Raw genomic sequence first — 21,179 nt, 5'->3', positions numbered from 1 at the left:
GGCAAGGATGCCGGGTGGCGTCAGAAGCCCCCGACGGTGGGCACCCAGTCGGGATTGCGCTCGTCCACGTGGAACCGCGCGTAGTAGTCGCCGTGCTCCTCGAAGTACCGTTCGTACTTGTCCATCTTCTCGGGGTCGAGTTCGACGCCGAGACCCGGGCCGGTCGGGACGGCGATCGCACCGTCGCGGTAGGGCATCGGCCCGCCGGCGATGACGTCGTCGGTGAGGTAGTGGTAGTGCGCGTCCCCGGGCGTGATCATCTCGGGGATCGTGCTCGCCGTATGCAGCATCGCCGCGAGTTCGATGCCGAACTCGGTGCCGGAGTGCATGGCCACACCGAGGCCGAACGTGCGGCAGACGGCGGCGAGCTCCTTCACCCCGCGCGGCCCCTCCCAGTAGTGGAGGTCGGTGAGCACGACGTCGACGGCTCCGAGCCTGATGGCCGGCCCCAGATCGTCGAACTTCGCGGGATACATGTTGGTGGCGATAGGAGTGCGCACCTGTTCGCGCACCGCCGCATTTCCGAGCAGGCCCCACGACGGGTCCTCGAAGTACTCGGGCGCCACGGCCTCGAGTCGGCGCCCGATGCGGACGGCGGTCGGAACGGACCACACGCCGTTGGGATCGATGCGCAGGCCGAACCCCTCGCCGAGCCGCTCGCGGCAGAGCTCGAGCACGCGCGCCTCCTCGCCGGGGTCCTCGACGCCGGCCTTCATCTTCATCGCCGTGACGCCGAGGCGCTCCCGCAGGGCCTCGCATTCATCGGCGATGTCCTCGGCGCGGGTGTCATCGCCGCCGCCCGGCCGGTCATAGCGCCAGAAGAGGTACGCGATGAAGGGGACCTCATGGCGGACCGCTCCGCCGAGCAGGTCGCCGACCGACCTGCCGAAAGCCTTGCCCTGGATGTCGAGGCACGCGATCTCGATCGCCGCGTAGAGCCTCGCGTTCGAGAGGTAGTAGATCGAACGGAGCACCTTCAACTTGATCGCCTCGAGGTGGAAGGGGTCCATGCCGATGAGCCGCGGTGCGAGCTTTGCGAGCGCACCGCGCTGGTCGCCGCCGCCCACCTCGCCGAGCCCCACGAGCCCCTCGTCGGTGACGAGCTCGAGGATTGTACGGATGAAGTAGCCGGGGTGCACTCCACTGCTGTGCCGGAGTTTGGAATCAGTCGGGATCGCCACGGTGCGCGTGCGCAGTTCGATGATCTTCATTGCTCCCCGTCCGTCAAGGCTGAAGCCTACTTGTTTTGACTACTGCAACGCTAGTAGCATCACGTGCAACGCTTCGGGAAGGTCCGCGGCCCGTGATGATCGAGGATGCTCATGTCGAACCCCTATGCATATCCCCTCCCGGTGCCCGAACTCATCGAGCGCTACCGGGCGACCTACTCGGGCGCGGTGTACGACGTGCTCGATGAGATGGGGTACCCCAACCAGGCGCTCGCTCCCGACATCAAGCCGGTCGATCGCGCCTGGACGCTGGCCGGTCCGGCCTTCACGATGAAGGGCATACCCGAGCCAACAGGCGACCCCGACCTCCGGGCTCGCCGCATCCACATGTTCGAGGCGATGAAGGCCACGGGCGTCCCGATCATCGACGTCCGGGACTGCAGCTTCGACACCCAGGCCGCCCACTACGGCGAGATGAACGCCACGGTCGGGTCGGCATGCGGGGTCATCGGCGCCGTCGTCGACGGCGGCTCCCGGGACACCCGCTTCCTCCTCGAGCGCGACTTCCCGCTCTTCTGCCGATACCTCTCGCCCGTGGAGGCGGTGAAGCGCTGGAGCTACTACGACTGGCAGAACACCGTCTCCCTCCGCGGAGCACTCACCTCGACGGTCCCGGTCTCTCCCGGCGACTTCCTCGTCGGCGACCTCGACGGCGTGGTCGTGGTCCCCCGGGAACTCGTCGTCGACGTGCTGAGGCAGGCCGAGGAGCTCATCCGCCACGAGGACGTCGTCCGCGAGGAGTTCCTCGTGAGCGACGATCCGGTGGGCGTGTACCGACGCCATGGCCGCCTCTAGACGCGGAGGCGGGGTCCGGCCGTAGGCTGGCGCGACGCGACTCGAGGGGAGAACCCGCATGCCCGGTACGGCGCAGTCTCGCGTGGACGGACGCACGGCCCTCGTCACCGGATCGACGAGCGGGATCGGCGCGGCCATCGCCGATGGCCTCGAGCAGGCGGGTGCCGTGGTCATCCGGCACGGGCTGTCACCGGCACCGGGGGCGCCCGGCACCCTGTTGACGGAGGACCTGGCCGCCACCGGCGCCGGTGATCGCCTCGCGGTCGCCGCGCTCGAGGTGGGCACGGTCGACATCCTCGTGCACTCGGCATCCGTCCAGATCCGCCGGCCGTGGCAGGCGATCACCGCCGAACAGATGGAACTGCAACTGCGCGTGAACCTCCTGGCGTTCCTCGAGCTCGCGCAACGCCTCGTGCCACCGATGTCGGAGCGCGGTTGGGGACGGGTCCTGGCGATCGGCAGCGTCCAGCAGGGTCGCCCGCATCCCGAGATGGCCGGGTACGCCGCATCCAAGGCCGCCCAGGTGAATCTTGTCGCCAACCTCGCGAAGCAGGTCGCACCGACCGGCGTCACGATCAACAGCCTCTCGCCCGGCGTGATCGACACCCCGCGCAATCGGGACGCGCTCGCGTCCGACGAGTACCACCGTCGCGTGGTGGCGCAGATCCCGGCGGGTCGCATCGGCTCGCCGGGCGATTGCGTGCCGCTCGCCCTCCTGCTCTGCTCGGATGCGGGCGCCTACATCACCGGCCGCGACCTCCCGGTCGACGGCGGGTACCTGCTGTAGCGGACGGCAGTCGTGGGCGACGGGCGAGCATCGCACCCGGTTCCGCCGAGGTCAGTGGCCGAGGGACTCGCTCACGGCTGCGGCGGCCTTCGTGACATCCCGTCCGAGCGCGTCGATGTCCGGCTCGACCCGATAGGTCGGTCCGGAGAGCGTGATCGCGGCGATGGGCTCACCGGCGGCGTCCACGATCGCGGCGGCGAGCCGGGTGACGTCATCATGGCGATCCACCGCCGCCCAGCCGCGCTCGACCGCCTGCTCGACATCCCGACGGATGCCGTCGAGATCGAACGCGTCGCCCGCGGCGAGGGCCTCCGCATGGAGCGCCTCCAGGAGCGTCTCGCGCTCGGTCGGCCCGAGGGCGGCAAGGATGGCCCGGCCCATCGCCGTACGGTGCATCGGCAGCCTCGACCCGACCGCCGAGCGCACCCGGATCGAACGATCGGGCTGTTCCTGTGCGATGAACACGACGTTGCTCCCCTCGCGGATCGCGAGATGGACGGTCTCGTGGGTGACGTCGCGGAGCGCCGCGAGGAAGGGCTGGGCACGGCTGCTCAGGTCCTCCTGGCGCGATCCGTACTCGCGCGCGAGCCAGAGGCATCGGCTGCCGAGGACGAACCGTCGGTCGCCGGCCCGCTGCTGCACGTAGCCCATCTGGCGCAGCGTCGACAGCAGTCGCGAGACCGTGCCCTTGTCGAGCCCCGACTCGGCTGCGATCTCGGTGACGCCGATGCCGCTGCCGGCACCGGCCACGACCTCGAGGATCGAGAGGCCGCGGACGAGCGTCCGGGAGGTCGCCGCGACTGCGGGCGGTTGTGCGAGCGTCACCGCGCGCTCCCTTCTCCGATGAACGGGATGCAACCGACACTACTCGGCTCGGTCTCTTGACTTTGCGGGCGCGAAGTCCCATTCTTGATTCATTCTACACAACGTTGTTTTAGTAAATGCAACGTTGGGAAGCCCGCCTCGACGACGAGAGACAAGGGGTCATGGCGATTCTCATGGACTCGACTGTGGATCCGGCGGCCCCGGATCCGCGATCCGGGCCTTCCGAGCAGAAGACCGGCCGGGAGCCCGGGCGACGCCGCGGGCACCTCGCGCGAGTCGACGCCGCCTACGGCTACGCGTTCATCGCCCCGGCCGTCATCGGGTTCGTCGTCTTCGTCGCCCTGCCGATCGCCGGCGTCTTCGTCTTCAGCGTGCAGGACTACAACAGCCTCTCGGGCCGCTCCGACTTCGTCGGCATGGAGAACTACGAGCGACTGCTCGCGAGCGACGTGTTCGGAACCGTGCTTCGCAACACGGCCGTGTTCTCGGCGTTCGTGATCCCGGCCAACCTCGTCATCGGGCTCGTCCTGGCGGTCCTCGTGAACCAGCGCATCCGCGCCATCGCGATCTTCCGTGCCGCATTCTTCGTCCCGGTCGTCATCTCGCTCGTCGCGTGGTCGCTGGTCTGGGAGGTCATGCTCCAGGATTCCGGGGGCCTCAACGGATGGCTCGCCATGATCGGCATCGACGGGCCGAACTGGCTCGCCGACCCCGAGTGGGCCATGACCTCGATCATCTTCGTGCAGGTGCTGAAGGGCGTCGGGGTCAGCATGATCCTCTTCCTCGCGGCCCTCCAGGAGGTGCCCGTCGAACTGATCGAGGCCGCCAGGATCGACGGTGCCAAGCCCCGGCAGGTCTTCCGCAGCGTCATCCTGCCGCTCATCACGCCGACGGTCATGATGGTCGCGATCCTGGCGACCATCAACTCCCTGAAGGCCTTCGCGCAGGTCTTCCTCCTGACGGAGGGCGGCCCCGGGCTCTCGACGAGCATCCTCGGCTACTTCATCTACGAGCAGGCGTTCAAGGCGTTCCAGGTCGGATTCGCGAGCACGGCGGCGGTCTTCCTGTTCCTGATCGTGCTCCTGCTCACGCTCCTGCAGTGGTGGTCGCGGAGGAGGTGGGTCTTCAATGAGTCGTGAACTGACCACCGCGGCCGTCGTGGCACCGGTCGATGCACGGGGGCGACGCCGCGCACGGCGGGCGCGGACGGGCGGGCCCGACCGGCGGACGCGGCTCGGCGCGATCGGCATGTACGTCCTGCTGACGCTCGTGGCGCTGCCGTTCGTGTTCCCCGTGTACTGGATGTTCTCCACCGGGTTGAAGACCTACGGCGACGTCTTCGAGAACCCGCCGGTGCTCTGGCCCGAAGATCCGAAATGGGGCAACTACCTCGTCCCCTTCACCTCGGGACCCTTCCTCCAGCAGTTCCTGAACTCGATCTACATCGCATCCATCACGACCATCGGGGTCCTCGCCGTCGCCTCGCTCGCCGGCTACGCGTTCGCCCGCATCCAGTTCCGTGGCCGTTCCGTGCTGTTCGTCGTCCTGTTGAGCGCCCTGCTGATCCCACCGGAGGTGACGATCATCCCCCTCTTCCGGATCGTCTCGGCATTCGGGTGGATCGACTCGCACCTCTCCCTCATCGTCCCTGCGGTGTTCGGAGTCCCGGCGGTGCTCGGCGTGTTCCTGATGCGCCAGTTCTTCCTCGCCCTGCCCGCCGAGCTCGAGCAGGCCGGGCGCGTCGACGGGCTCGGGCGATTCGGCCTCTTCGCCCGCATCGCACTCCCGCTCGCGAAGGCGCCGCTCGCGGCACTGGCCATCCTGACGTTCCTGAACAGCTGGAACGACTTCCTCGAGCCGCTCGTCTTCCTCCGTACGCAGGAGCTCTGGACCGTGCCGATCGCACTCCAGTCCTTCACCGACCCGATCACTGGGACGCCGATCTGGAACGTCCAGATGGCCGCGACCACCCTCAGCGTGATCCCGGTGCTCGCGGTGTTCTTCGTCGCGCAGCGCCAGTTCGTCCAGGGCATCGCCGGCACGGGCATCAAGTGACCGCAACCTCGCGGGGCCGCAGAGGCACGCCGCACATCTGAGAGAGAGGCACGACCCATGAGAAGCACACAGCACGCGGGGATCGCGTTCGCGGCAGCCGCAGCCCTCGCGCTCGTCGGCTGCTCGCCGAGCGCGGAGACGACCGCAGCCGTGCCCGAGTACGACGAGCCGGTCGACCTGACCATGACGCTCTGGACCGCGGACGAGGCGATCATCGACCAGTTCCAGGCGCGGGCCGACGCCTTCCGGGAGGAGAATCCCGAACTCGGGGAGTTGACGATCGAGACCATCCCCTTCGCGGAGTACAACTCGCAGCTCGCGATCCGGCTGAGCGGCGGCGAGGCCCCCGACCTCGGCTGGATCGTCGAGTCGGCCACGCCCGCGTGGGTCGATTCGGGGGCCCTCGCCGACGTCAGCTCGCTCGAGGCCGATGAGGACTGGGCGTACGACGACATCATCCCGAACCTCATCACGGCGCTCGAGGGTGAGGACGGGGAGCTCTACGGCTACCCGTTCGCCGGCACGACGCATCCGATCGTCTACAACGCCACGGCCTTCGAAGCCGCCGGCCTGGAGACGCCGAACGAGCTCCTCGCGAAGGGTGAATGGACCTGGGATGCCCTGCGCGAGCAGGCGAAGGCCCTGGTGGATGCCGGTGTCGTGACGTACGGCTTCGACATCCCGCAGTGGGGGTACACGAGCTACGCGCTGTTCACGCCGTTCATGAAGGCGTTCGGTGCGGAGGCGTATCCCGACGGGGAAACATGCGGGTACGCCGACGAGGCATCCGTCGAGACGTTCGAGTTCGTACACGACATGGTCTTCGAGGACGGCTCGTACCCGGCGCCGGGTTCCGCGTCGAGCTTCCCGACCGGGGACACCGGGATGTACCTCGGGGCCCCGAGCACCCTGGCGCAGTTGGCCGACAGCACGTTCGAGTACGACATGGCCCCGCAGCCCGAGGGCGAGGTCGAGTACAGCCCGTTCATCGGCCAGGCGTCGATGGTGGTCTTCGCCGACGGCAAGGCGCCGGAACTGGCGACCAGGCTCTTCGGTTTCCTCACGAGCGAGGAGGGCTCGGCCGCGCTGCCGTACGTCGCGCCCCGGGCCTCGTTGCAGACCGAGGAATTCGTGGCCGGCCTGTACCCGCAGGTACCGGCGGAGTCCGCGAAGGCGTCGCTGCTCGACACGCTCGATGTGGCGGAGCAGCTCGACTACCCCGTGGCATTCCCCGAACTCGAGACGGCGACCAAGCCGATCTTCGACGGTGTCTGGCAGCCGGATGCCGATATCCAGGCGGTCCTCGAGGAGGTCTGCGCCACGGCCGATCCGATCCTCCAGTCGCAGTGACGCGATCGGCGGGCGGCGGCACGGGCGTTCTCCCGGCCGCCGCCCGCCGCGCTGACGGCGGTGACGCGCACGTCGAATGGGATCTCAGGCGCGGCCCGTCCGGGCTCGTCGACCTGACGGGTCACGGCCTCCGCCTCCTGGGTTCGGGCGCACCCAGGTGGAGACCCGACGCCATCGCCGGCGGGGCGATCGAGTTCGACGGCCGCACGGAGCACCTGTCCATCGACGGGCGTCGTGTCGGTCCGCTCGACGCGGCCCGTGCCGGCGACGCCGTCTCGGTCTTCGCCCTCGTCCGCCGCGACACCACCTCGACCGGTTTCGTCGCGGGGATGTGGCAGGAGGACGACGACGATCCGCGCCGCCAGTACGGCCTGTTCCTCAGCCTGCCCACCTACGGGGGCGCGGATCAGGTGGCGGGGCACGTCTCGCACGATGGCCGGGCGAGCCCCGGCCTGCCCTACAGCCGGGACTACTCGGCCAGCGCGCGGAAGGTCGCACCCGGCTCCTGGCGGGTGGTCGGCTTCACCTACGACGGATGCCGCATCCTCTCCTTCCTCGACGGGATCGCCGACCGGAGGCCGAGGTTCACCGAGGTCGGACCGCCGACGGGTGCCGGCCTCACCTATTCGAAGAACCCCTACGTCTCCACGGCCGGCCTGAACCGCGGTCCGACATCCGACTTCACCGTCGGCGCCGTGCGGCTGTCGCGCGGAATGGGCAACCATCTCGCGGGAGCGGTCGCCCGCCTCGCGGTGTGGCCGCGCGCGCTGGCTGCCGACGAGGTCGTCGAGCTGGCACGGGCATGGACGCCCGCGAGCCGACCGCTGATCGAGCTGGACATGTACGGCGGGCGCGCGGGCGGGCCGGCGGGCCGCCCGCTGGTCGCCGCCGGAACCGCCACGGCGTGGCCGCTCGTCGAGCTGGGCTGGACCGAGGTGCCGATTCGGGCTCCTCGCAGTCGCGGTCGGATGCGACGTCTCCACCCCGGGGCCGTGGTGACCGAGGGCGGCCTCGGGGTTTCGGCACATGCGCGCGACCGGCTCGTGATCGTCGACTCGCTGTCACCCACGATCGCGAGGGCGATTCGCGCGGTGACCGTCGACGTCCGGCGCGGCCGGGGGCTCCGCCTCGCCGTGCTCGCCGGCGGCGGCAGCGGCAGCGACGGCGGCGGCGGCGAGTGGCTCGTCTCGCGCCCGCTGCATGCGGGCGTCACTCGGGTGGGCTGCACCGGTGGCTGGTTCCCGCTGCGTGCGAGCCTGCCCGCGGCATCCGCGGTACGACCGGTCCGGATGTCACCCCTGGCGGGCCGATCGATCCAGGGGCTCGGGATCTTCGCACCAGCCGGAGCTGGCCCCGCCCTGATTCGAGGTCTCGCCGTCTGGGGACCGGCCCCGGGCTCCTGACGCGCCACCGGATGCGGCGACGACGAAAGCCGCCCGCTTCCCCGAGGGGAGGCGGACGGCTTTCGTCCTGGAGGTACGTCGTCCGGACCGGGAAGCCCGGCGGAAGCCGATCACTCAGCTGAGCTTGCGGCGGTAGATCGCGACGGACCAGATGTAGGCGCCGACCAGGATGGCGACGAGCCAGCCGAGGGCGATCCAGATCTCGTTGCCGACGGGCTCCTGTGCGAACAGGGCGCGCAGGGTGTCGACGATGGAGGTGACCGGCTGGTTCTCGGCGAACCAGGCGACCGGGGCGGGCATCGTGTCGGTGGGTACGAACGCCGAGCTGATGAACGGGAGGAAGATCAGCGGATAGCTGAACGCGCTCGCGCCGTCGACCGTCTTCGCCGAGAGGCCTGCGACCACGGCGAGCCAGGTCAGGGCCAGCGTGAACAGGACCAGGATGCCGGCGACGCCGAGCCAGGCGCCGAGCGACGCCCCAGTGCGGAACCCCATGATGAACGCGACGCCGATGACGATCGCGACCGACACGAGGTTCGAGACCAGCGACGTGAGCACGTGCGCCCACAGCACGCTCGACCTCGCGATCGGCATGGACTGGAACCGCTCGAAGATGCCGCCCTGCATGTCGAGGAACAGGCGGTAGGCCGTGTACGCGATGCCCGACGCGACCGTGATCAGCAGGATGCCCGGAAGCATGTAGTTGATGTAGGACTCGTCGGATCCGGTGTTGATCGCCCCGCCGAGCACGTACACGAAGAGGAGCATCAGCGCGATCGGGGTGACCGCGGTGGTGATGATCGTGTCGGGACTGCGGAGGATGTGGGTCAGCGACCGGCCCGTGAGGACCCGGGTGTCGCCGAGGACGTGGCTGGTCATCGGAGTTCCTTTCCTGCGGTTTCGGGCTCGACTGCGGCATCGGTCTCGCCGGTCTCGCCGACGAGCGCGAGGAAGACGTCCTCGAGGGAGGGCTGCTTCTCGACGTACTCGACCTTGGCGGCCGGGAGGAGCTGCTTGAGTTCGGCGAGGGTGCCGTTCTGGATGATGGTGCCCTTGTGCAGGATCGCGATGCGGTCGGCGAGCTGCTCGGCCTCATCGAGGTACTGCGTGGTGAGCAGCACGGTCGTGCCACCCTCGGCCAGCTTCTTGACCGTCTGCCACACCTCGATGCGCGCCTGCGGGTCGAGCCCGGTCGTCGGCTCGTCGAGGAAGATGATCGGCGGGTTGCCGATCAGGCTCATCGAGATGTCGAGCCGGCGGCGCATGCCACCCGAGTACGTGCCCGCCCTGCGGCCGCCCGCCTCGGTGAGCGAGAAGCGGGCGAGCAGCTCGTCGGCGATCGCGCCCGGGTTCTTCAGATGCCGCAGCTTCGCCACGAGCACGAGGTTCTCACGGCCGGTCAGCACCTCGTCGACCGCGGCGAACTGCCCGGTCAGGCTGATCGACTCGCGGACGTCGTTCGGCTTCGCGGCGACATCGAACCCGGAGACCGTCGCGGTGCCCGCGTCGGCCTTCAACAGCGTCGACAGGATACGGACCACGGTGGTCTTGCCCGCGCCGTTCGAGCCGAGGAGGGCGAAGATGCTTCCCGCCTTCACGTCGAAGTCGACGCCCCGGAGCACGTGCAGGTCCTTGAAGGACTTCTCGATGCCCCTGACCTGGATCGCCGGTCGAGATGCGTCGGTGTTGGAATCGGTGTTCATCGCTCGCCCTTTCCCTCGAGGTTCTGGATGGTCTCTGTGAGGCGGTTGCGCTCCTTGTCGATCCATCGCTTGCCGGCGTATGCCGCGGCGAAGGCCTCGGCGAACTCGACCGGGTCGTCGCCCACGATGTCCTCGACGGGGGTCCCGTCGACGGCGGCCCGCTCCCACAGGTCGGCGAAGTCGTTCAGCATGGTGATCATCACGGCGGGGTCGCCGTCGGTGATGCCGCCGTTGTACATGAAGTAGCGCTCGTAGGCCTTCGCGGCCGTACCGTAGGGCTCGGGCAGGGCCGCGACCCTGGCCTTGTACTGGCGGTACGCCTTCTTGTCGTCGAGCGATCCGGTGATGAGCTCGTACCACTTTGCAGCCATGATCAGTTCTCTCCTTGGTCGTTCGTGCGTGCGATGTTCTGGTGAAGCTGTTCGATGCGGTCGGCGAGGAAGCTCCAGGTGCTCCAGAACTCCTCGAGGTACTCGCTGCCCTGCGCGTTCAGCGAGTAGACCTTTCGCGGCGGCCCCTTCTCGGACGGGACCTTCTCGACGTCGACGAGGCCGCGCTGCTCGATCCTGATCAGGAGCGCGTAGACGGTGCCCTCGACGATGTCGGTGAAGCCCTGCTCGCGAAGTCGAGCCGTGATCTCGTAGCCGTATGCCGGCTGAACGGCGAGCGTCGCGAGGACGATGCCCTCGAGCGTGCCCTTCAGCATCTCGGTCGATTGCTTGCCCATGGAACCCCTCCTCTCATCTGGTACTTGGTGTTGCTGAGTACTGGTACATAGTAAGCATGAGTACCGGTAGATAGCAACACTGAATAGCAGATTTTTCAGGATGGTTCGGGCGCGAGCCGCCGGCGCGGCCGGCCGGGGCATGCCACATCGGGGGATCAGGCTCCGGATGCCGCCGCATCGGCGACGGGTACGCAGCGTGGCCGCCCTGGCAGCCGCCGCCGATCAGCCGCCGATCAGCGCGGTGACGATGAGGTGGCTGACGATGCCGACGAGGGCGCAGGCGCCGAGGATCCGGAGGGCGCCCCACTTCGCCACGAAGACGAGGAACAGGGCGAGCACCGTGATCGCCAGCGCGACGAGGTCGACCGTCCCGAAGTCGGGGACCTCCACGACCACCGGGCCCCAGATGACGACCGTAGTCTGCGTGAAGAGGGTGTGCAGGGTGAAGAAGAGCGCGAGATCGGCGATGATGCCCACGACCGCGGCGGTGATGCCCCCGAGCGCGGATGCCAGGCCGCGGTTCTGGCGGAGGCGCTCGACGTACGGCGCGCCGAGGAGGATGAAGAGGAAGCTCGGCACGAAGGTGACCCATGTCACGAGCAGGGCAGCCACGACGGCGCCGCCCCAGGGCCCGAACGCCCCCGGGTCGCGGAAGGCGCCGAGGAACGCCACGAACTGGACGACCATGATGAGCGGCCCCGGCGTGGTCTCGGCGAGCGCGAGGCCACGGGCCATCTCGCCCGATCCCAGCCATCCGTAGACGCTCACGGCCTGCTGGCCCACGTACGCCAGCACGGCGTACGCACCGCCGAAGGTGACGAGGGCGGCCCCGGAGAAGAACAGCCCCTGGTCGACGTACACGCTCTGCGCGCCGAGGAACACCGCCGCCAGCGCGACCGGCAGCAGCCAGATGACGACCCCGAACACGAGCACGAACACGGTGCGCGTGCGGGACGGGAGTTCGGAGTGCAGGGCGTCATCCGCGATGAGCGGAGGCGGCCCATCGCTCGCCGCGATTTTCTTGGGTGCACTCACGTCGGGACGCACGCGGCCGAGGACCCAGCCCGCCAGCGCCGCGGCGGCGATCACGAGCGGGAACGGTACGGCGAAAATGCTCAAGGCGATGAAGGCGCCCACGGCGATCGCGATGAGTGCGGGATGGTGGAGGGCGCGCCCGGCGACGCGGAGCAGGGCCTGGAGCACGATCGCGATGACCGCGGGCGCGAGGCCGAGGAACAGGCCCTGCACCCAGACCGTGTCGCCGAAGGCGACGTAGACGGCCGAGAGTCCGAGGAGCGCCACCACGCCCGGGAGGATGAACAGCGTCCCTGCGATCAGGGCCCCGCGCGTCCCGTTCAGCAGCCACCCGACGTACGTGGCGAGCTGCTGCGCCTCGGGGCCGGGGAGCAGCGTGCAGTAGGAGAGCGCGAAGAGGAAGCGCTGCTGGCTGATCCAGCGTCGCTCGTCGACGAGCGTGCGCTGCATGACCGCGATCTGGCCTGCCGGCCCGCCGAAGGTCTGCAGCGAGATGAGGAACCAGGCGCGGGTGGCGTCGCGGAGCGGGACGACGTCACGGGTGGCCGTGCTGGTCACGAGGGCTCCTTTCGACCGAGCAGCGCCCGTCGGTGGTACTCGTACAGGCCGTCGAAGATCGGCCCGGTGAGGTCGAGGATCGCCTCGTCGGGCTGCGTCAGCGAGAGGCCGCGCAGGACGACGTCGATGCCCGCGGCCTCGGGCGCGTCGTAGCGGTCGTCCTCGAGGTCGGCCTCATGGATGATCTCCGCGATCCGCCAGAGCACCGGATCCGCGAGGTCGTGCCGGCGCAGGAGGGTCTCGAACGTGCAGTCGTCGCCGTGGTGGCCGAACTCGACGCCGCGCATGTCGAACGGCACGGCGTCGGCGGGCACGTCAGCGGGGTCGGCGACGAAGACGAACTCCGCGGTCTCGTCGATGAACCGGCGGATCAGCCACGCCGAGGAGGCCCGGTCGATGTGCACGCCGGCACGGGTCGCCCACCTCACGAGACCACCGCCTCGGTCGCGCGTGCGCTGACGCGCTCGGCGAGCTCCCGGACGGCGGCGCGGGCGAGCTCCCGGTTCTCGGGCGGGAAGTGGTCGCGTCGCTCGATCTGCCGGAGCTCCTGGCGAAGGGACCTCAGGACCCGCGCGGCCTCCGGCTCGATCGCCTCATGCGCCCGGGCGATGACCGCCTCGTACTCCGCAGCGCGCGCGGCCACCAGGTCGGCGATGATGCGCTCCTCGTCACGGCGCCCCGTGACCTCGGCTCTCCAGAGCGAACTCGAGCCGCCTGCCTCGTCGACGAGTTCCGCGATCCACTCCAGGTGCTCCTTGGTGCGCGCGTCGGCCGGGAGCGCGACGAGGCCGTCGCCGAGTTGGGCGACGCCGAGCCGCTTCAGGCGACGCCAGACCGCGATGCGCGGCGCGGACGGCTCGCGGGGGACGCGGTAGGACAGGAGAAGCCAGGCGACGTTTGTAACCACGGTTACAAGCTAGCTTCGCGACGCCTCCCTCGCCATCGAGCCGTCACACGGCGACACGATCTCCGCTCAGTCGAGCAGTCCGCGCTGGAACCCCACGGCGACCGCGGCCGCCCGGTCGTTGACGTCGAGCTTGGTGTAGATGTGCAGGATGTGGGTCTTCACGGTCGCCTCGCTGATGAACAGCCGCGCGGCGACATCACGGTTGGTCCCCCCGGTCGCGATCAGTCGGAGCACCTCGAGTTCGCGCGCGCTGAGCGGCGACTCGGGTCGGCGCACCCGCCCCATCAACCGCATCGCGACGGCCGGCGAAAGCACCGCCTCCCCGCGGGCCGCGGCCTCCACCGCGCGCATGAGCTCGTCGCCCGGCGCGTCCTTCAGCAGGTACCCGGTGGCGCCGGCCTCGATCGCCGGGAGCACCTCGCTCTCGGTGTCGTACGTGGTGAGCACGAGCACCCGCGTCGCGAGGCCCAACTCGGCGAGGCGCTTGATGGCCGTGACGCCGTCCATGCGCGGCATCCGCAGGTCCATGAGCACGACCGCGGGTTCGAGGGCCCGGGCGAGGGCGACGGCCTCCGCACCGTCCGCGGCCTCCCCGACGACCTCGAACCTGGCGTCGCCGGTGAACATGCCGCGCAGCCCGTCCCTGACGATCGGGTGGTCGTCGGCGATCAGCACCCGGATCGCGTGCTCGGTCATGCGTGCTCCTCGTCGCAGGGGCGGGTCGTGTCCGGTCGCGCCCGACCCGCGGGGCCTGGCTCGTCGCGTTCGCCGCCGTGCGCAGGCGGCTCGGGGAGAACCCCGGTAACGGCCGGCACGGCCGAGTCGGCCGGGATCGCGGGCATGCTCGCCGAGATCGCGGTACCGGTGCCGCGCTCCGACTCGATCTCGAACGTGCCGCTGACGCGCCCGGCCCGCTGGCGCATGGAGGTCAGGCCGAACCCGCCGCCGCCCGCCTGCGCGGGGTCGAACCCCACCCCGTCGTCGCGCACGTCGAGCGTGACCACGTCGTCCATGTACGACAGGGTGAGGCCGACCCGCGCGGCGCCGGCATGCTTGGCCGCATTGGCGAGCGCCTCCTGTGCGATGCGCAGGAGGGTCACTTCGATCTCCGGATGCAGCGGCCGGACGTCGCCCGTCGTGGTCACCTCGACGGCGACCTCGTGCATCGTGCCCCAGTCAGCCGCCACGGCGGCGATCGCGTCGGGCAACCGGGCGGACTCGAGCTGCGACGGGCCGATGTCGTGCACCGATCGGCGCGCCTCGGCGAGGCTCTCCCTGGCGAGCGTCGTGGCGTTGCCGAGGTGGCGGCGCCACAGCTCGTCGCTGCCGGCGTCGGCCGCCCGCTCGGCCGCCTGCAGTTGCGTGACGATGCCGGCGAGGCCCTGCGCGATGGTGTCGTGGATCTCGCGGGCGAGGCGCTGGCGCTCGTCGAGCATGCCGGCCTCGCGGGCCTGCACGAGCAACTGCGCATGCAGGCCCTCGTTCTCGCGGATCGTCTCCTCGAGTTGCGCCACCATGCGCTTGCGCTCGGCGCTGTGCGCCGTCGTGGTGTCGCCGATGCTGCTGAACAGGCCCACGACCGCCACGATGGCCCCGATGAAGAAGAGGTAGGTGAGCACGGCGACCGGCGTCGGATCGGGGATCCCGCCCATGAACGTCGTGATGCTGATCGTCGCGGTGACGGTCAGCCCGACGAAGCGCCATCCGCTGCGGAGGTACTGCCAGGAGTGCAGGTAGCCGACGAACCCGAAGAGCCCTGCGAACCACTCGTCGCGGGCGCAGAGCAGGGCGAGGAGCAGGAGCAGCCCGGCGACGTAGACCCCGCCAGGGGCACGCCGGCTCATGAGCCACATCCACGCGGCCGCCATCAGGACGAGCCACAGGGTGATGAGCCGGTCGGTCCACGAGTGGGCCCCGGTGAGCATCGCGAGGGCGGCCGAGGTGGCCAGGAGCAGGTACGGGGCGACGGCCATCACGCGGAGCAGGCGCTGTTCGCGCTGCTCCAGCTGCTTCGCCGTCGTCACCGCCACCGTGCTCACTCCCAACGGAAGAACCTGGCTGCCGCAATACTCACGACCACCGCGTACGCGGCCATGACCCCCAGCAGCACGGGGTCGGGTGCCGTTCCCTCCCAGACGTCCTGCAGGCTCTGGCGGAAGGCGCCCAGCGGGGTGAACTCCCCGATCCTCACCAAGATAGCGGGCATCTGCGAGACCGGCTGCATGAGCCCGGCCAGGTAGGCCATCGGGAAGTAGAGGAGCACGCCGATGCCGTTGGCGGCCCGACCGCTCGGCGCGAGGGCTGCGATGAGCAGCCCGATGGCGAACATCGACGCCGTCCCGAGCACGAAGACCGCGATGAAGGTCAGGGCATTCGCGGGGAGCCTCGCCCCGAGCACGGTTCCGGCCACCGCGAGCAGTGCGCCGCAGCTCGCGAGCGCCAGCACGAACTGCAGGATGAGCTGCACCACGAGCAGGCTCGCGGGCCGCACGGGCGTGGTCGAGAGCCTGCGGAGGATCCCCTTCTCGCGGTAGGTCGCGAGCGCGGTGGGCATGAGGTAGAGCCCGACGAGCCCGATCGCGATGGCGATGGTCATCGGGAGGAGGGTCGTGTCGTCGGGGCCGATCGAGCTGCCGAAGACGATGAGGACGAACAGTGGGATGACGACGGTGAACAGCGAGCCGGGCTCGCGCACGAGCAGCTTCGACTCCACGGCGGTGAGCTTCGCGGTTGCGGACATGGGGGTCTCCTGAGGACGGGTGTCGGATGCTTCGGGGTCAGACGTCGAACTCGCGCCCGGTGAGGGCGACGAAGGCGTCGTCGAGGGTTCGCTTGTCGATGCGCAGGTCGGTGACGACCACGTGCTCGCGCGCGAGCACCGACGTCACGGCCGTGGCGAAGTCGCTCCGGCCCGACACCGTGACCACGGCGCCGTTCCGCTGCACCGACGCGACGCCGGGAACGCGTCGGATGAGGTCGAGGATCTCCTCCGCGGCATCCGATGCCAGGCTGAACCGCATCGAGTGCTCCGCATCGACGCCGTTGATCAGCTCGGCGGGCGTGTCGATCGCGACGATGCGCCCCTGGCTGAACACCGCGACCCGGTCGCACAGCTCCTCGACCTCGTCCATGAAGTGGCTGACGAGCACGACCGTCACGCCGGTCGCCCGGATCTGCTTGATGAGCTCCCACGTCGCCCGGCGGGCCTGGGGGTCGAGCCCCGTGGTCAGCTCGTCGAGGAAGGCGACCCGCGGGTTGCCGACGAGCGCGAGGGCGATGATGAGGCGCTGCTTCTGCCCGCCCGAGAGCTTGGCGAAGCGGACGTTCCGCAGGTCGTCGAGGCCCCATTCGACGAGCAGCTCACGCCAGTCGCGCGGGTCCTCGTAGAACGATGCGTAGAGGTCGAGCGCCTCCCAGACCTTGAGGTTGTCCGGCAGGTCGGTGTGCTGGAGCTGCACGCCGATGAACTCCTTCAGCCGCCTGCCGTCGGTGATGGGGTCGAGCCCGAGCACGCGGACCGAGCCGGAGTCGGCGGCGCGCAGCCCCTCGATGATCTCGACCGTGGTGGTCTTTCCGGTGCCGTTCGGCCCGAGGATGCCGAAGATCTCGCCCTCCTCGACCGAGAAGGTGATCCCGTCGAGGACGGTGCGGCCGGCGTAGCGCTTGGTGACTTCGGTGACGTCGATGACTGGCATGGATCCAGCATCGCGAGAGCGGGGGCCCAGCCCATCGACCGGGCGGGTTGGATCAGCCGGCCGCGGATGATCCCGGAATCCACCGATCGGTGGATGCGCGCGGGGTGCGCCGGGCGCGTCGGGTGCGCCGGGCCCGCGGCCTCAGAGCGCCTTCCGCATCTGCTGCGTGACGACGTCGTAGCCGGATGCCCCGTACAGCGCGATGGCCGTGCGGTTGTGCCCGAAGACGTTGAGTTCCAGGGCGGATGCCCCGGCCCGCCGCGTCGCATCCTCGACCGCCTCGAGGAGGGCGCGCCCGAACCCGCGTCCCCGCATCGACTCGATGACCTCGATGTCGTAGAGGAACGCGACGTCCGCCATGCCGCGCGGGTGGTCGAGCCCCACCCACGCCCTGCCGACGGGCTCGCCCGCCGCGTCGACGCCGCGGAGGACCAGCATCCGGTCCGTCTCCGGCCCGCCTGGCAGCAACTGCGCGTTCTCGTCGCGAGCCCGCTGCTCGGCGCCCTCCCGCGGCCACCGCCCGGCTGCGACCTGCTCGACCGCGTACTGCGCGGCGAGCTCGGCCTGCCACTCGTCGAACTCCGACGGCGTCATGCGGCGAACGGTCACCCTCGTCTCGCGATCCATGTCCCCAGCCTCGTCCACGCGGCGCGCCCGCGTCCAGATGCTCGCGTGGCCCCTCGAGCGGTCAGGCCGCGGACACGCCCGCGGCAGCGAGGAGCAGCGCCATCCCGAGCCCGAGATCGAGGAGGAAGCAGGCCTCGGTGAGCGATCGCGTGACGACCTTGTCGCGCACGAAGTGGATCACGTCCCAGACCGCGTGCCCGATCGCGGCCGCAGCGGCAAGGGAGAGGGCCACCACGGGACCCGACATCATCGCCGTGAGGGCCAGCGCGCTGAAGCCGATGAAGGCGAGCGCCTGCACGCCGAGCTCGCGACGATCGACGGCGCCGAAACGGAAGAGCCCGAGCACGGCGACGGCCGCGCCCAGGACGAGCAGCACGATCGTCTGGTCGAGCCCGGTCATGCGGGCGAGGAGGACGGCGACGCCGGTGACGACCACCATGACCCACCCGCCCCGGCGGGAGCCGAGGGCGGCGGCGCCGAGGTAGCACACCGAGGCGACGATGATGATCATCGCGGTCACGTGGGCATCCGCCCCGTCCGCCGTGCTGGTGAGCAGGCCCAGCAGGCCGAGGACCGCGGGCCACCGCGCGAGCAGCTGCAGTCCGACGTCCGCGGCGAGGCCGGATGCGTGGTGGTGGTGCGCGTTGCGTTCGAGGTTCGTCGTCTGGTCCATGCCAGTCAGTCTCCGTTCGCTCGGCGCGCGTCGAACCCGTGCACCTGTCATGACCGGGTCGTGAGGGTCGTTCGAGCCGCGACGCCCGGCGGATTTCACGCCCATCCGTTCTCGTGGGCGATCCGGTACGCCTCCGAACGGGTGTCGGCTCCGAGCTTGCGGGTGACGGCGGCGAGGTAGTTGCGGACCGTGCCGGGCGAGAGGAAGAGCTCGCGCGAGACCTCCCGCACCGACCGGTCCTCCTGCGCGACGAGGAGCACCTCGGTCTCGCGCGGGGTCAGCGGGGACGCCGGCTGGGTGAGCGCGTCCGCGGCGAGCACCGGGTCCACGTAGCGCTGCCCCTCATGGACGCGCCGCACGACATCGGCGAGCGCGGTACCGGGAGCACCCTTGGCCAGGAACCCGCGCGCGCCGGAATCCAGTGCCCGGCGCAGCACGGCCGGGTGGGCGTGGCCGGTGAGGATCACCCCGGCACACGCGGGCAGGGCCCGGCCCAGCTCCAGGATGACGCCGACGCCGTCGACCCTCGGCATCTGCAGGTCGACGACCGCGACATCCGGCCGATGCAGCAGTGCAAGCTCGATCGCGTGGCGACCGTCTCGGGCGGTGCCCACGACCCGGATGTCCGGCTCGCACCCCAGCAGCGCGGCGAGCGCATCCCGGATCAGCTCCTCGTCGTCGGCAAGGAGGACCCGGATCGGGGCGCTCATCGGGCGACCGGCATCAGGCGCGCGCCGCGACGCCCGAACAGGAAGTCGCCGACGAGCCGAGTGCAGAGTTCCGGATGCTCGAGCAGCAGCAGGTGGCTGGATCCCGGGACGACCGCGAGGTCCCCATCGGGGAGCGCCCGGTACAGCTCGAGGGTGTGCTCGAGCGGGACCAGGTCGTCGTCGGCGGAGATCACGAGCGTCGGGCAGGCGATGCGCGCCACGTCGCCTGCGTTCAACTGGAGGCCCTCGAGGAAGGCTAGCGCCGTCTTGCGTGCGACGACCGGAAAATGGTCCCGGCCGTCGGGGGAGACGTCGCCATAGGCGTCGACGACCTGCCGCGGCCACCGACCGTCCGGATCGGGCTGCACGACGTAGGCGGCCGTGTCGAAGGCGCCGCTGATCAGCACGAGCTCGGAGACCAGATCGGGACGCCGCACCGCGACGCAGAGCGCCACGCAGGCGCCGGTGCTGTAGCCGACGACCGCCGACGGACCGCCGGCCACCCGCTCGATGAACTCGATCGTGTCGGTCACGAGGTCGGCGACCGTGATGGGTCCCACGACGTCCGCGGTGTGGCCGTGTCCGCGACGCTCGGGGAGCAGGAGCCGCGCGGAGGACGCGAGGGTGTCCAGGTTCCCCGCGAAGTCGCGTGCGTCGCTGAAGTTGCCGTGCAGCAGGGTGACCGGACGCCCCGATCCCTGCTCGTCGTACCAGAGCTCGACGTCCCGGAGCCGGAGGCAGTCGCTCATCGCGGCATCCCTTCTCGATGTCCCGACGGATCGGCGGCGGCCTTCCGCGGCCGTCTGCGCCACCGCCGAGCGAGCGCGTAGCCGGCGAGCGCGAGCACCACGCCGAGGAGTGCGAGGGCGAGCGGCCGGACGGTCTCGGTCCAGGGCCAGGCCTCACCCTCGAGCCGCAGCCCGTCGACGGGGTATTCGAGGGCCTTCGCCGTCCACCGGGCGGTGGCCACGTCGGTCGTCCTCGCGAGGTCCTGCAGCACGGCGTCGTAGGCGAAGCCGGGCTCTCGATGCGGGTGCGTCGCCACCATGCCGGGCTCGACCTCGTGTCCGGTCGTTCCCGGGACCACCAGGCGATCGAGCCCGGCGCCCGTCTCCGCTCGCGGCACGAAGGTCAGTCCATGGCGGGACTGCACCGCTCCGTCACCGACGGCGACCGTGCCCACGGCCAGCGACTGCCCGTAGGTGTCGAACACCGAGGCGAGTTCGACCTCGCCGACCCCGTCGGTCAACTGGACGCCGATCCGCGGCCGGTCCCATCCGAAGGCGGTGTTGAACACCACGACCGCATCGGATGCCTCGAGCTGCGACTGCTCGATGGGCGAGGCGCCGTCCGGGTCGTGGTGCGGCCATTCGATCGCCCGCGCCGCCTGGGCCGCGGCGTCGGCGCCGAGCGTGCGAGCCACGACGTGCAGGGTCCCGTCGATGCCGGAGAGGATGCCGGCGGTGCTGACGACGTCGCCGTCGTCGACGTACCTGGTGCCGCGCACCCAGTCCACGTCCGGGTAGGTGGATTCCCACTCGTCGATGCGCAGCCAGTGCGCGGTGGCCTCGCGCCCGTCGAGGAGGCCGGCCGATGCGAGCACCGCGGCCCCGTTGCAGACGCTCAGGAGCGTGGCGCCGTCGTTCTCCTGTCGCACGAGCCAGTCGGTGACCGGCTTCGTCGTGGGCTGCCCCACATCGGGCATCGCGGGGACCACGACGACGTCGGCCGAGCCTCCCAGGAGCTCCTCGAGGCCGGCGAACGTGAGGTCGGGCAGCAGGTCGAGTCCGCCGGTCAGCGGCACGGGCTGCATCTCGGATGCCACCGTGTAGACGTTGAATCCGCCGGTGCGGGCGAGGATCTCGTACGGTGCGAGGGTGTCGGACACGACGGCGCCCCGCTCGCCGACGACGACGGCGGCGGTGGGCTTCGACGAGTCGTGTTCGACCGGTCCCGCGGGTTCAACCGGTTCGGGGGCGCCGTCCGACCTCGGCTCGTAGAGGTCGAGCGCGCCCGCCACGGCCGGCGCGCCGACCGCGGCCGGCAGTGCCAGCGCGGCGAGCACCAGCGCGACGACGGCGAGGATCGCACGCATGCCGG

At 70.3% G+C, this 21,179-nt stretch carries 24 protein-coding genes; 6 read left to right on the top strand and 18 right to left on the bottom strand.

The annotated features are described in order from the left end of the window. Positions 1–20 precede the first annotated feature (20 nt). Positions 21–1,211 (bottom strand): enolase C-terminal domain-like protein, encoded by a 1,191-nt coding sequence (locus tag GQQ95_RS13040; RefSeq protein WP_157428090.1) that lies wholly within the window; start codon positions 1,209–1,211, stop codon positions 21–23. A gap of 111 nt (positions 1,212–1,322) precedes the next feature. Between GQQ95_RS13040 and GQQ95_RS13035 the strand changes: the two genes are divergently transcribed. Both GQQ95_RS13035 and GQQ95_RS13030 read left to right on the top strand, forming a co-directional pair. Continuing rightward, positions 1,323–2,024 (top strand): RraA family protein, encoded by a 702-nt coding sequence (locus GQQ95_RS13035; RefSeq protein WP_170297059.1) that lies wholly within the window; start codon positions 1,323–1,325, stop codon positions 2,022–2,024. Positions 2,025–2,106: 82 nt separating this feature from the next. After that, a complete protein-coding gene (locus tag GQQ95_RS13030; protein ID WP_212275445.1) occupies positions 2,107–2,811 on the top strand; it encodes an SDR family NAD(P)-dependent oxidoreductase in 705 nt (234 codons plus the stop codon). Between the two features lie 51 nt (positions 2,812–2,862). Here the strand turns inward: GQQ95_RS13030 and GQQ95_RS13025 are convergent, their stop codons facing one another. Beyond that, complete coding sequence (locus GQQ95_RS13025) at positions 2,863–3,636, bottom strand: IclR family transcriptional regulator (RefSeq protein WP_170297058.1); 774 nt, start codon at positions 3,634–3,636, stop codon at positions 2,863–2,865. A gap of 173 nt (positions 3,637–3,809) precedes the next feature. Between GQQ95_RS13025 and GQQ95_RS13020 the strand changes: the two genes are divergently transcribed. From GQQ95_RS13020 to GQQ95_RS13005, 4 genes are read left to right on the top strand one after another with little or no spacing between them, the layout of a single operon-like run. Beyond that, positions 3,810–4,775, top strand: a complete 966-nt coding sequence (locus tag GQQ95_RS13020; protein WP_157428086.1) for a carbohydrate ABC transporter permease — start codon at positions 3,810–3,812, stop codon at positions 4,773–4,775. Then, on the top strand, positions 4,765–5,691 hold the full coding sequence (locus GQQ95_RS13015; RefSeq protein ID WP_212275443.1) for a carbohydrate ABC transporter permease: 927 nt from the start codon (positions 4,765–4,767) through the stop codon (positions 5,689–5,691). The genes GQQ95_RS13020 and GQQ95_RS13015 overlap by 11 nt, the downstream gene beginning before the upstream one ends. Before the next feature lie 57 nt (positions 5,692–5,748). Next, complete coding sequence (locus GQQ95_RS13010) at positions 5,749–7,041, top strand: ABC transporter substrate-binding protein (RefSeq protein WP_157428085.1); 1,293 nt, start codon at positions 5,749–5,751, stop codon at positions 7,039–7,041. Beyond that, positions 7,038–8,444: a LamG domain-containing protein gene (locus tag GQQ95_RS13005; RefSeq protein ID WP_157428084.1), complete on the top strand. Its 1,407-nt coding sequence runs from the start codon at positions 7,038–7,040 to the stop codon at positions 8,442–8,444. Before GQQ95_RS13010 ends, GQQ95_RS13005 begins: the two co-directional genes overlap by 4 nt. 114 nt (positions 8,445–8,558) lie before the next feature. Here the strand turns inward: GQQ95_RS13005 and GQQ95_RS13000 are convergent, their stop codons facing one another. The 16 genes from GQQ95_RS13000 to GQQ95_RS12925 form a co-directional block, all read right to left on the bottom strand. Continuing rightward, complete coding sequence (locus GQQ95_RS13000; RefSeq protein ID WP_157428083.1) at positions 8,559–9,323, bottom strand: ABC transporter permease; 765 nt, start codon at positions 9,321–9,323, stop codon at positions 8,559–8,561. Further along, positions 9,320–10,147, bottom strand: a complete 828-nt coding sequence (locus tag GQQ95_RS12995) for an ABC transporter ATP-binding protein (protein ID WP_157428082.1) — start codon at positions 10,145–10,147, stop codon at positions 9,320–9,322. The genes GQQ95_RS13000 and GQQ95_RS12995 overlap by 4 nt, the downstream gene beginning before the upstream one ends. After that, positions 10,144–10,518 (bottom strand): DUF1048 domain-containing protein, encoded by a 375-nt coding sequence (locus GQQ95_RS12990; protein ID WP_157428081.1) that lies wholly within the window; start codon positions 10,516–10,518, stop codon positions 10,144–10,146. The genes GQQ95_RS12995 and GQQ95_RS12990 overlap by 4 nt, the downstream gene beginning before the upstream one ends. Before the next feature lie 2 nt (positions 10,519–10,520). After that, a complete protein-coding gene (locus tag GQQ95_RS12985) occupies positions 10,521–10,874 on the bottom strand; it encodes a PadR family transcriptional regulator (RefSeq protein WP_157428080.1) in 354 nt (117 codons plus the stop codon). A 222-nt stretch (positions 10,875–11,096) separates the two neighbouring features. Further along, on the bottom strand, positions 11,097–12,467 hold the full coding sequence (gene chrA, locus GQQ95_RS12980) for a chromate efflux transporter (protein WP_157428079.1): 1,371 nt from the start codon (positions 12,465–12,467) through the stop codon (positions 11,097–11,099). Then, positions 12,464–12,895, bottom strand: coding sequence for a chromate resistance protein ChrB domain-containing protein (locus GQQ95_RS12975; protein ID WP_157428078.1), 432 nt, complete (start codon positions 12,893–12,895; stop codon positions 12,464–12,466). Before GQQ95_RS12975 ends, chrA begins: the two co-directional genes overlap by 4 nt. Beyond that, positions 12,892–13,374 (bottom strand): Chromate resistance protein ChrB, encoded by a 483-nt coding sequence (locus tag GQQ95_RS12970; RefSeq protein WP_157428077.1) that lies wholly within the window; start codon positions 13,372–13,374, stop codon positions 12,892–12,894. Before GQQ95_RS12970 ends, GQQ95_RS12975 begins: the two co-directional genes overlap by 4 nt. A 66-nt stretch (positions 13,375–13,440) precedes the next feature. Beyond that, positions 13,441–14,070, bottom strand: a complete 630-nt coding sequence (locus tag GQQ95_RS12965; protein WP_157428076.1) for a response regulator — start codon at positions 14,068–14,070, stop codon at positions 13,441–13,443. Further along, complete coding sequence (locus GQQ95_RS12960; protein WP_246205488.1) at positions 14,067–15,413, bottom strand: sensor histidine kinase; 1,347 nt, start codon at positions 15,411–15,413, stop codon at positions 14,067–14,069. Before GQQ95_RS12960 ends, GQQ95_RS12965 begins: the two co-directional genes overlap by 4 nt. After that, on the bottom strand, positions 15,410–16,114 hold the full coding sequence (locus tag GQQ95_RS12955; RefSeq protein WP_157428075.1) for an ABC transporter permease: 705 nt from the start codon (positions 16,112–16,114) through the stop codon (positions 15,410–15,412). Before GQQ95_RS12955 ends, GQQ95_RS12960 begins: the two co-directional genes overlap by 4 nt. A 37-nt stretch (positions 16,115–16,151) precedes the next feature. Beyond that, positions 16,152–17,069: an ABC transporter ATP-binding protein gene (locus GQQ95_RS12950; RefSeq protein WP_157428074.1), complete on the bottom strand. Its 918-nt coding sequence runs from the start codon at positions 17,067–17,069 to the stop codon at positions 16,152–16,154. Between the two features lie 141 nt (positions 17,070–17,210). Then, positions 17,211–17,696: a GNAT family N-acetyltransferase gene (locus tag GQQ95_RS12945; RefSeq protein ID WP_157428073.1), complete on the bottom strand. Its 486-nt coding sequence runs from the start codon at positions 17,694–17,696 to the stop codon at positions 17,211–17,213. A 61-nt stretch (positions 17,697–17,757) separates the two neighbouring features. Beyond that, positions 17,758–18,369, bottom strand: coding sequence for a hypothetical protein (locus tag GQQ95_RS12940; RefSeq protein ID WP_246205479.1), 612 nt, complete (start codon positions 18,367–18,369; stop codon positions 17,758–17,760). A 95-nt stretch (positions 18,370–18,464) separates the two neighbouring features. Continuing rightward, positions 18,465–19,079, bottom strand: a complete 615-nt coding sequence (locus tag GQQ95_RS12935) for a response regulator transcription factor (RefSeq protein WP_157428072.1) — start codon at positions 19,077–19,079, stop codon at positions 18,465–18,467. After that, positions 19,076–19,828, bottom strand: coding sequence for an alpha/beta fold hydrolase (locus GQQ95_RS12930; RefSeq protein ID WP_157428071.1), 753 nt, complete (start codon positions 19,826–19,828; stop codon positions 19,076–19,078). Before GQQ95_RS12930 ends, GQQ95_RS12935 begins: the two co-directional genes overlap by 4 nt. After that, a complete protein-coding gene (locus GQQ95_RS12925; protein WP_246205486.1) occupies positions 19,825–21,174 on the bottom strand; it encodes a DJ-1/PfpI family protein in 1,350 nt (449 codons plus the stop codon). Before GQQ95_RS12925 ends, GQQ95_RS12930 begins: the two co-directional genes overlap by 4 nt. Positions 21,175–21,179 lie beyond the last annotated feature (5 nt).

It is taken from the genome of Agromyces salentinus (assembly GCF_009749395.1).
GTDB lineage: Bacteria > Actinomycetota > Actinomycetes > Actinomycetales > Microbacteriaceae > Agromyces > Agromyces salentinus.
Note: the sequence above shows the minus strand (reverse complement) of the source record. Positions and strands in the feature narration are given on the sequence as shown.

Excerpts from the sequence above, each read along its gene's own strand:
- GQQ95_RS13040 (WP_157428090.1), bottom strand. The coding sequence starts at position 1,211 with ATGAAGATCATCGAACTGCGCACGCGCACCGTGGCGATCCCGACTGAT.
- GQQ95_RS13035 (WP_170297059.1), top strand. The coding sequence starts at position 1,323 with ATGTCGAACCCCTATGCATATCCCCTCCCGGTGCCCGAACTCATCGAG.
- GQQ95_RS13020 (WP_157428086.1), top strand. The coding sequence starts at position 3,810 with ATGGACTCGACTGTGGATCCGGCGGCCCCGGATCCGCGATCCGGGCCT.
- GQQ95_RS13015 (WP_212275443.1), top strand. The coding sequence starts at position 4,765 with ATGAGTCGTGAACTGACCACCGCGGCCGTCGTGGCACCGGTCGATGCA.
- GQQ95_RS13010 (WP_157428085.1), top strand. The coding sequence starts at position 5,749 with ATGAGAAGCACACAGCACGCGGGGATCGCGTTCGCGGCAGCCGCAGCC.
- GQQ95_RS13000 (WP_157428083.1), bottom strand. The coding sequence starts at position 9,323 with ATGACCAGCCACGTCCTCGGCGACACCCGGGTCCTCACGGGCCGGTCG.
- GQQ95_RS12995 (WP_157428082.1), bottom strand. The coding sequence starts at position 10,147 with ATGAACACCGATTCCAACACCGACGCATCTCGACCGGCGATCCAGGTC.
- GQQ95_RS12990 (WP_157428081.1), bottom strand. The coding sequence starts at position 10,518 with ATGGCTGCAAAGTGGTACGAGCTCATCACCGGATCGCTCGACGACAAG.
- GQQ95_RS12985 (WP_157428080.1), bottom strand. The coding sequence starts at position 10,874 with ATGGGCAAGCAATCGACCGAGATGCTGAAGGGCACGCTCGAGGGCATC.
- GQQ95_RS12965 (WP_157428076.1), bottom strand. The coding sequence starts at position 14,070 with ATGACCGAGCACGCGATCCGGGTGCTGATCGCCGACGACCACCCGATC.
- GQQ95_RS12955 (WP_157428075.1), bottom strand. The coding sequence starts at position 16,114 with ATGTCCGCAACCGCGAAGCTCACCGCCGTGGAGTCGAAGCTGCTCGTG.
- GQQ95_RS12950 (WP_157428074.1), bottom strand. The coding sequence starts at position 17,069 with ATGCCAGTCATCGACGTCACCGAAGTCACCAAGCGCTACGCCGGCCGC.
- GQQ95_RS12945 (WP_157428073.1), bottom strand. The coding sequence starts at position 17,696 with ATGGATCGCGAGACGAGGGTGACCGTTCGCCGCATGACGCCGTCGGAG.
- GQQ95_RS12940 (WP_246205479.1), bottom strand. The coding sequence starts at position 18,369 with ATGGACCAGACGACGAACCTCGAACGCAACGCGCACCACCACCACGCA.
- GQQ95_RS12935 (WP_157428072.1), bottom strand. The coding sequence starts at position 19,079 with ATGAGCGCCCCGATCCGGGTCCTCCTTGCCGACGACGAGGAGCTGATC.
- GQQ95_RS12930 (WP_157428071.1), bottom strand. The coding sequence starts at position 19,828 with ATGAGCGACTGCCTCCGGCTCCGGGACGTCGAGCTCTGGTACGACGAG.
- GQQ95_RS12925 (WP_246205486.1), bottom strand. The coding sequence starts at position 21,174 with ATGCGTGCGATCCTCGCCGTCGTCGCGCTGGTGCTCGCCGCGCTGGCA.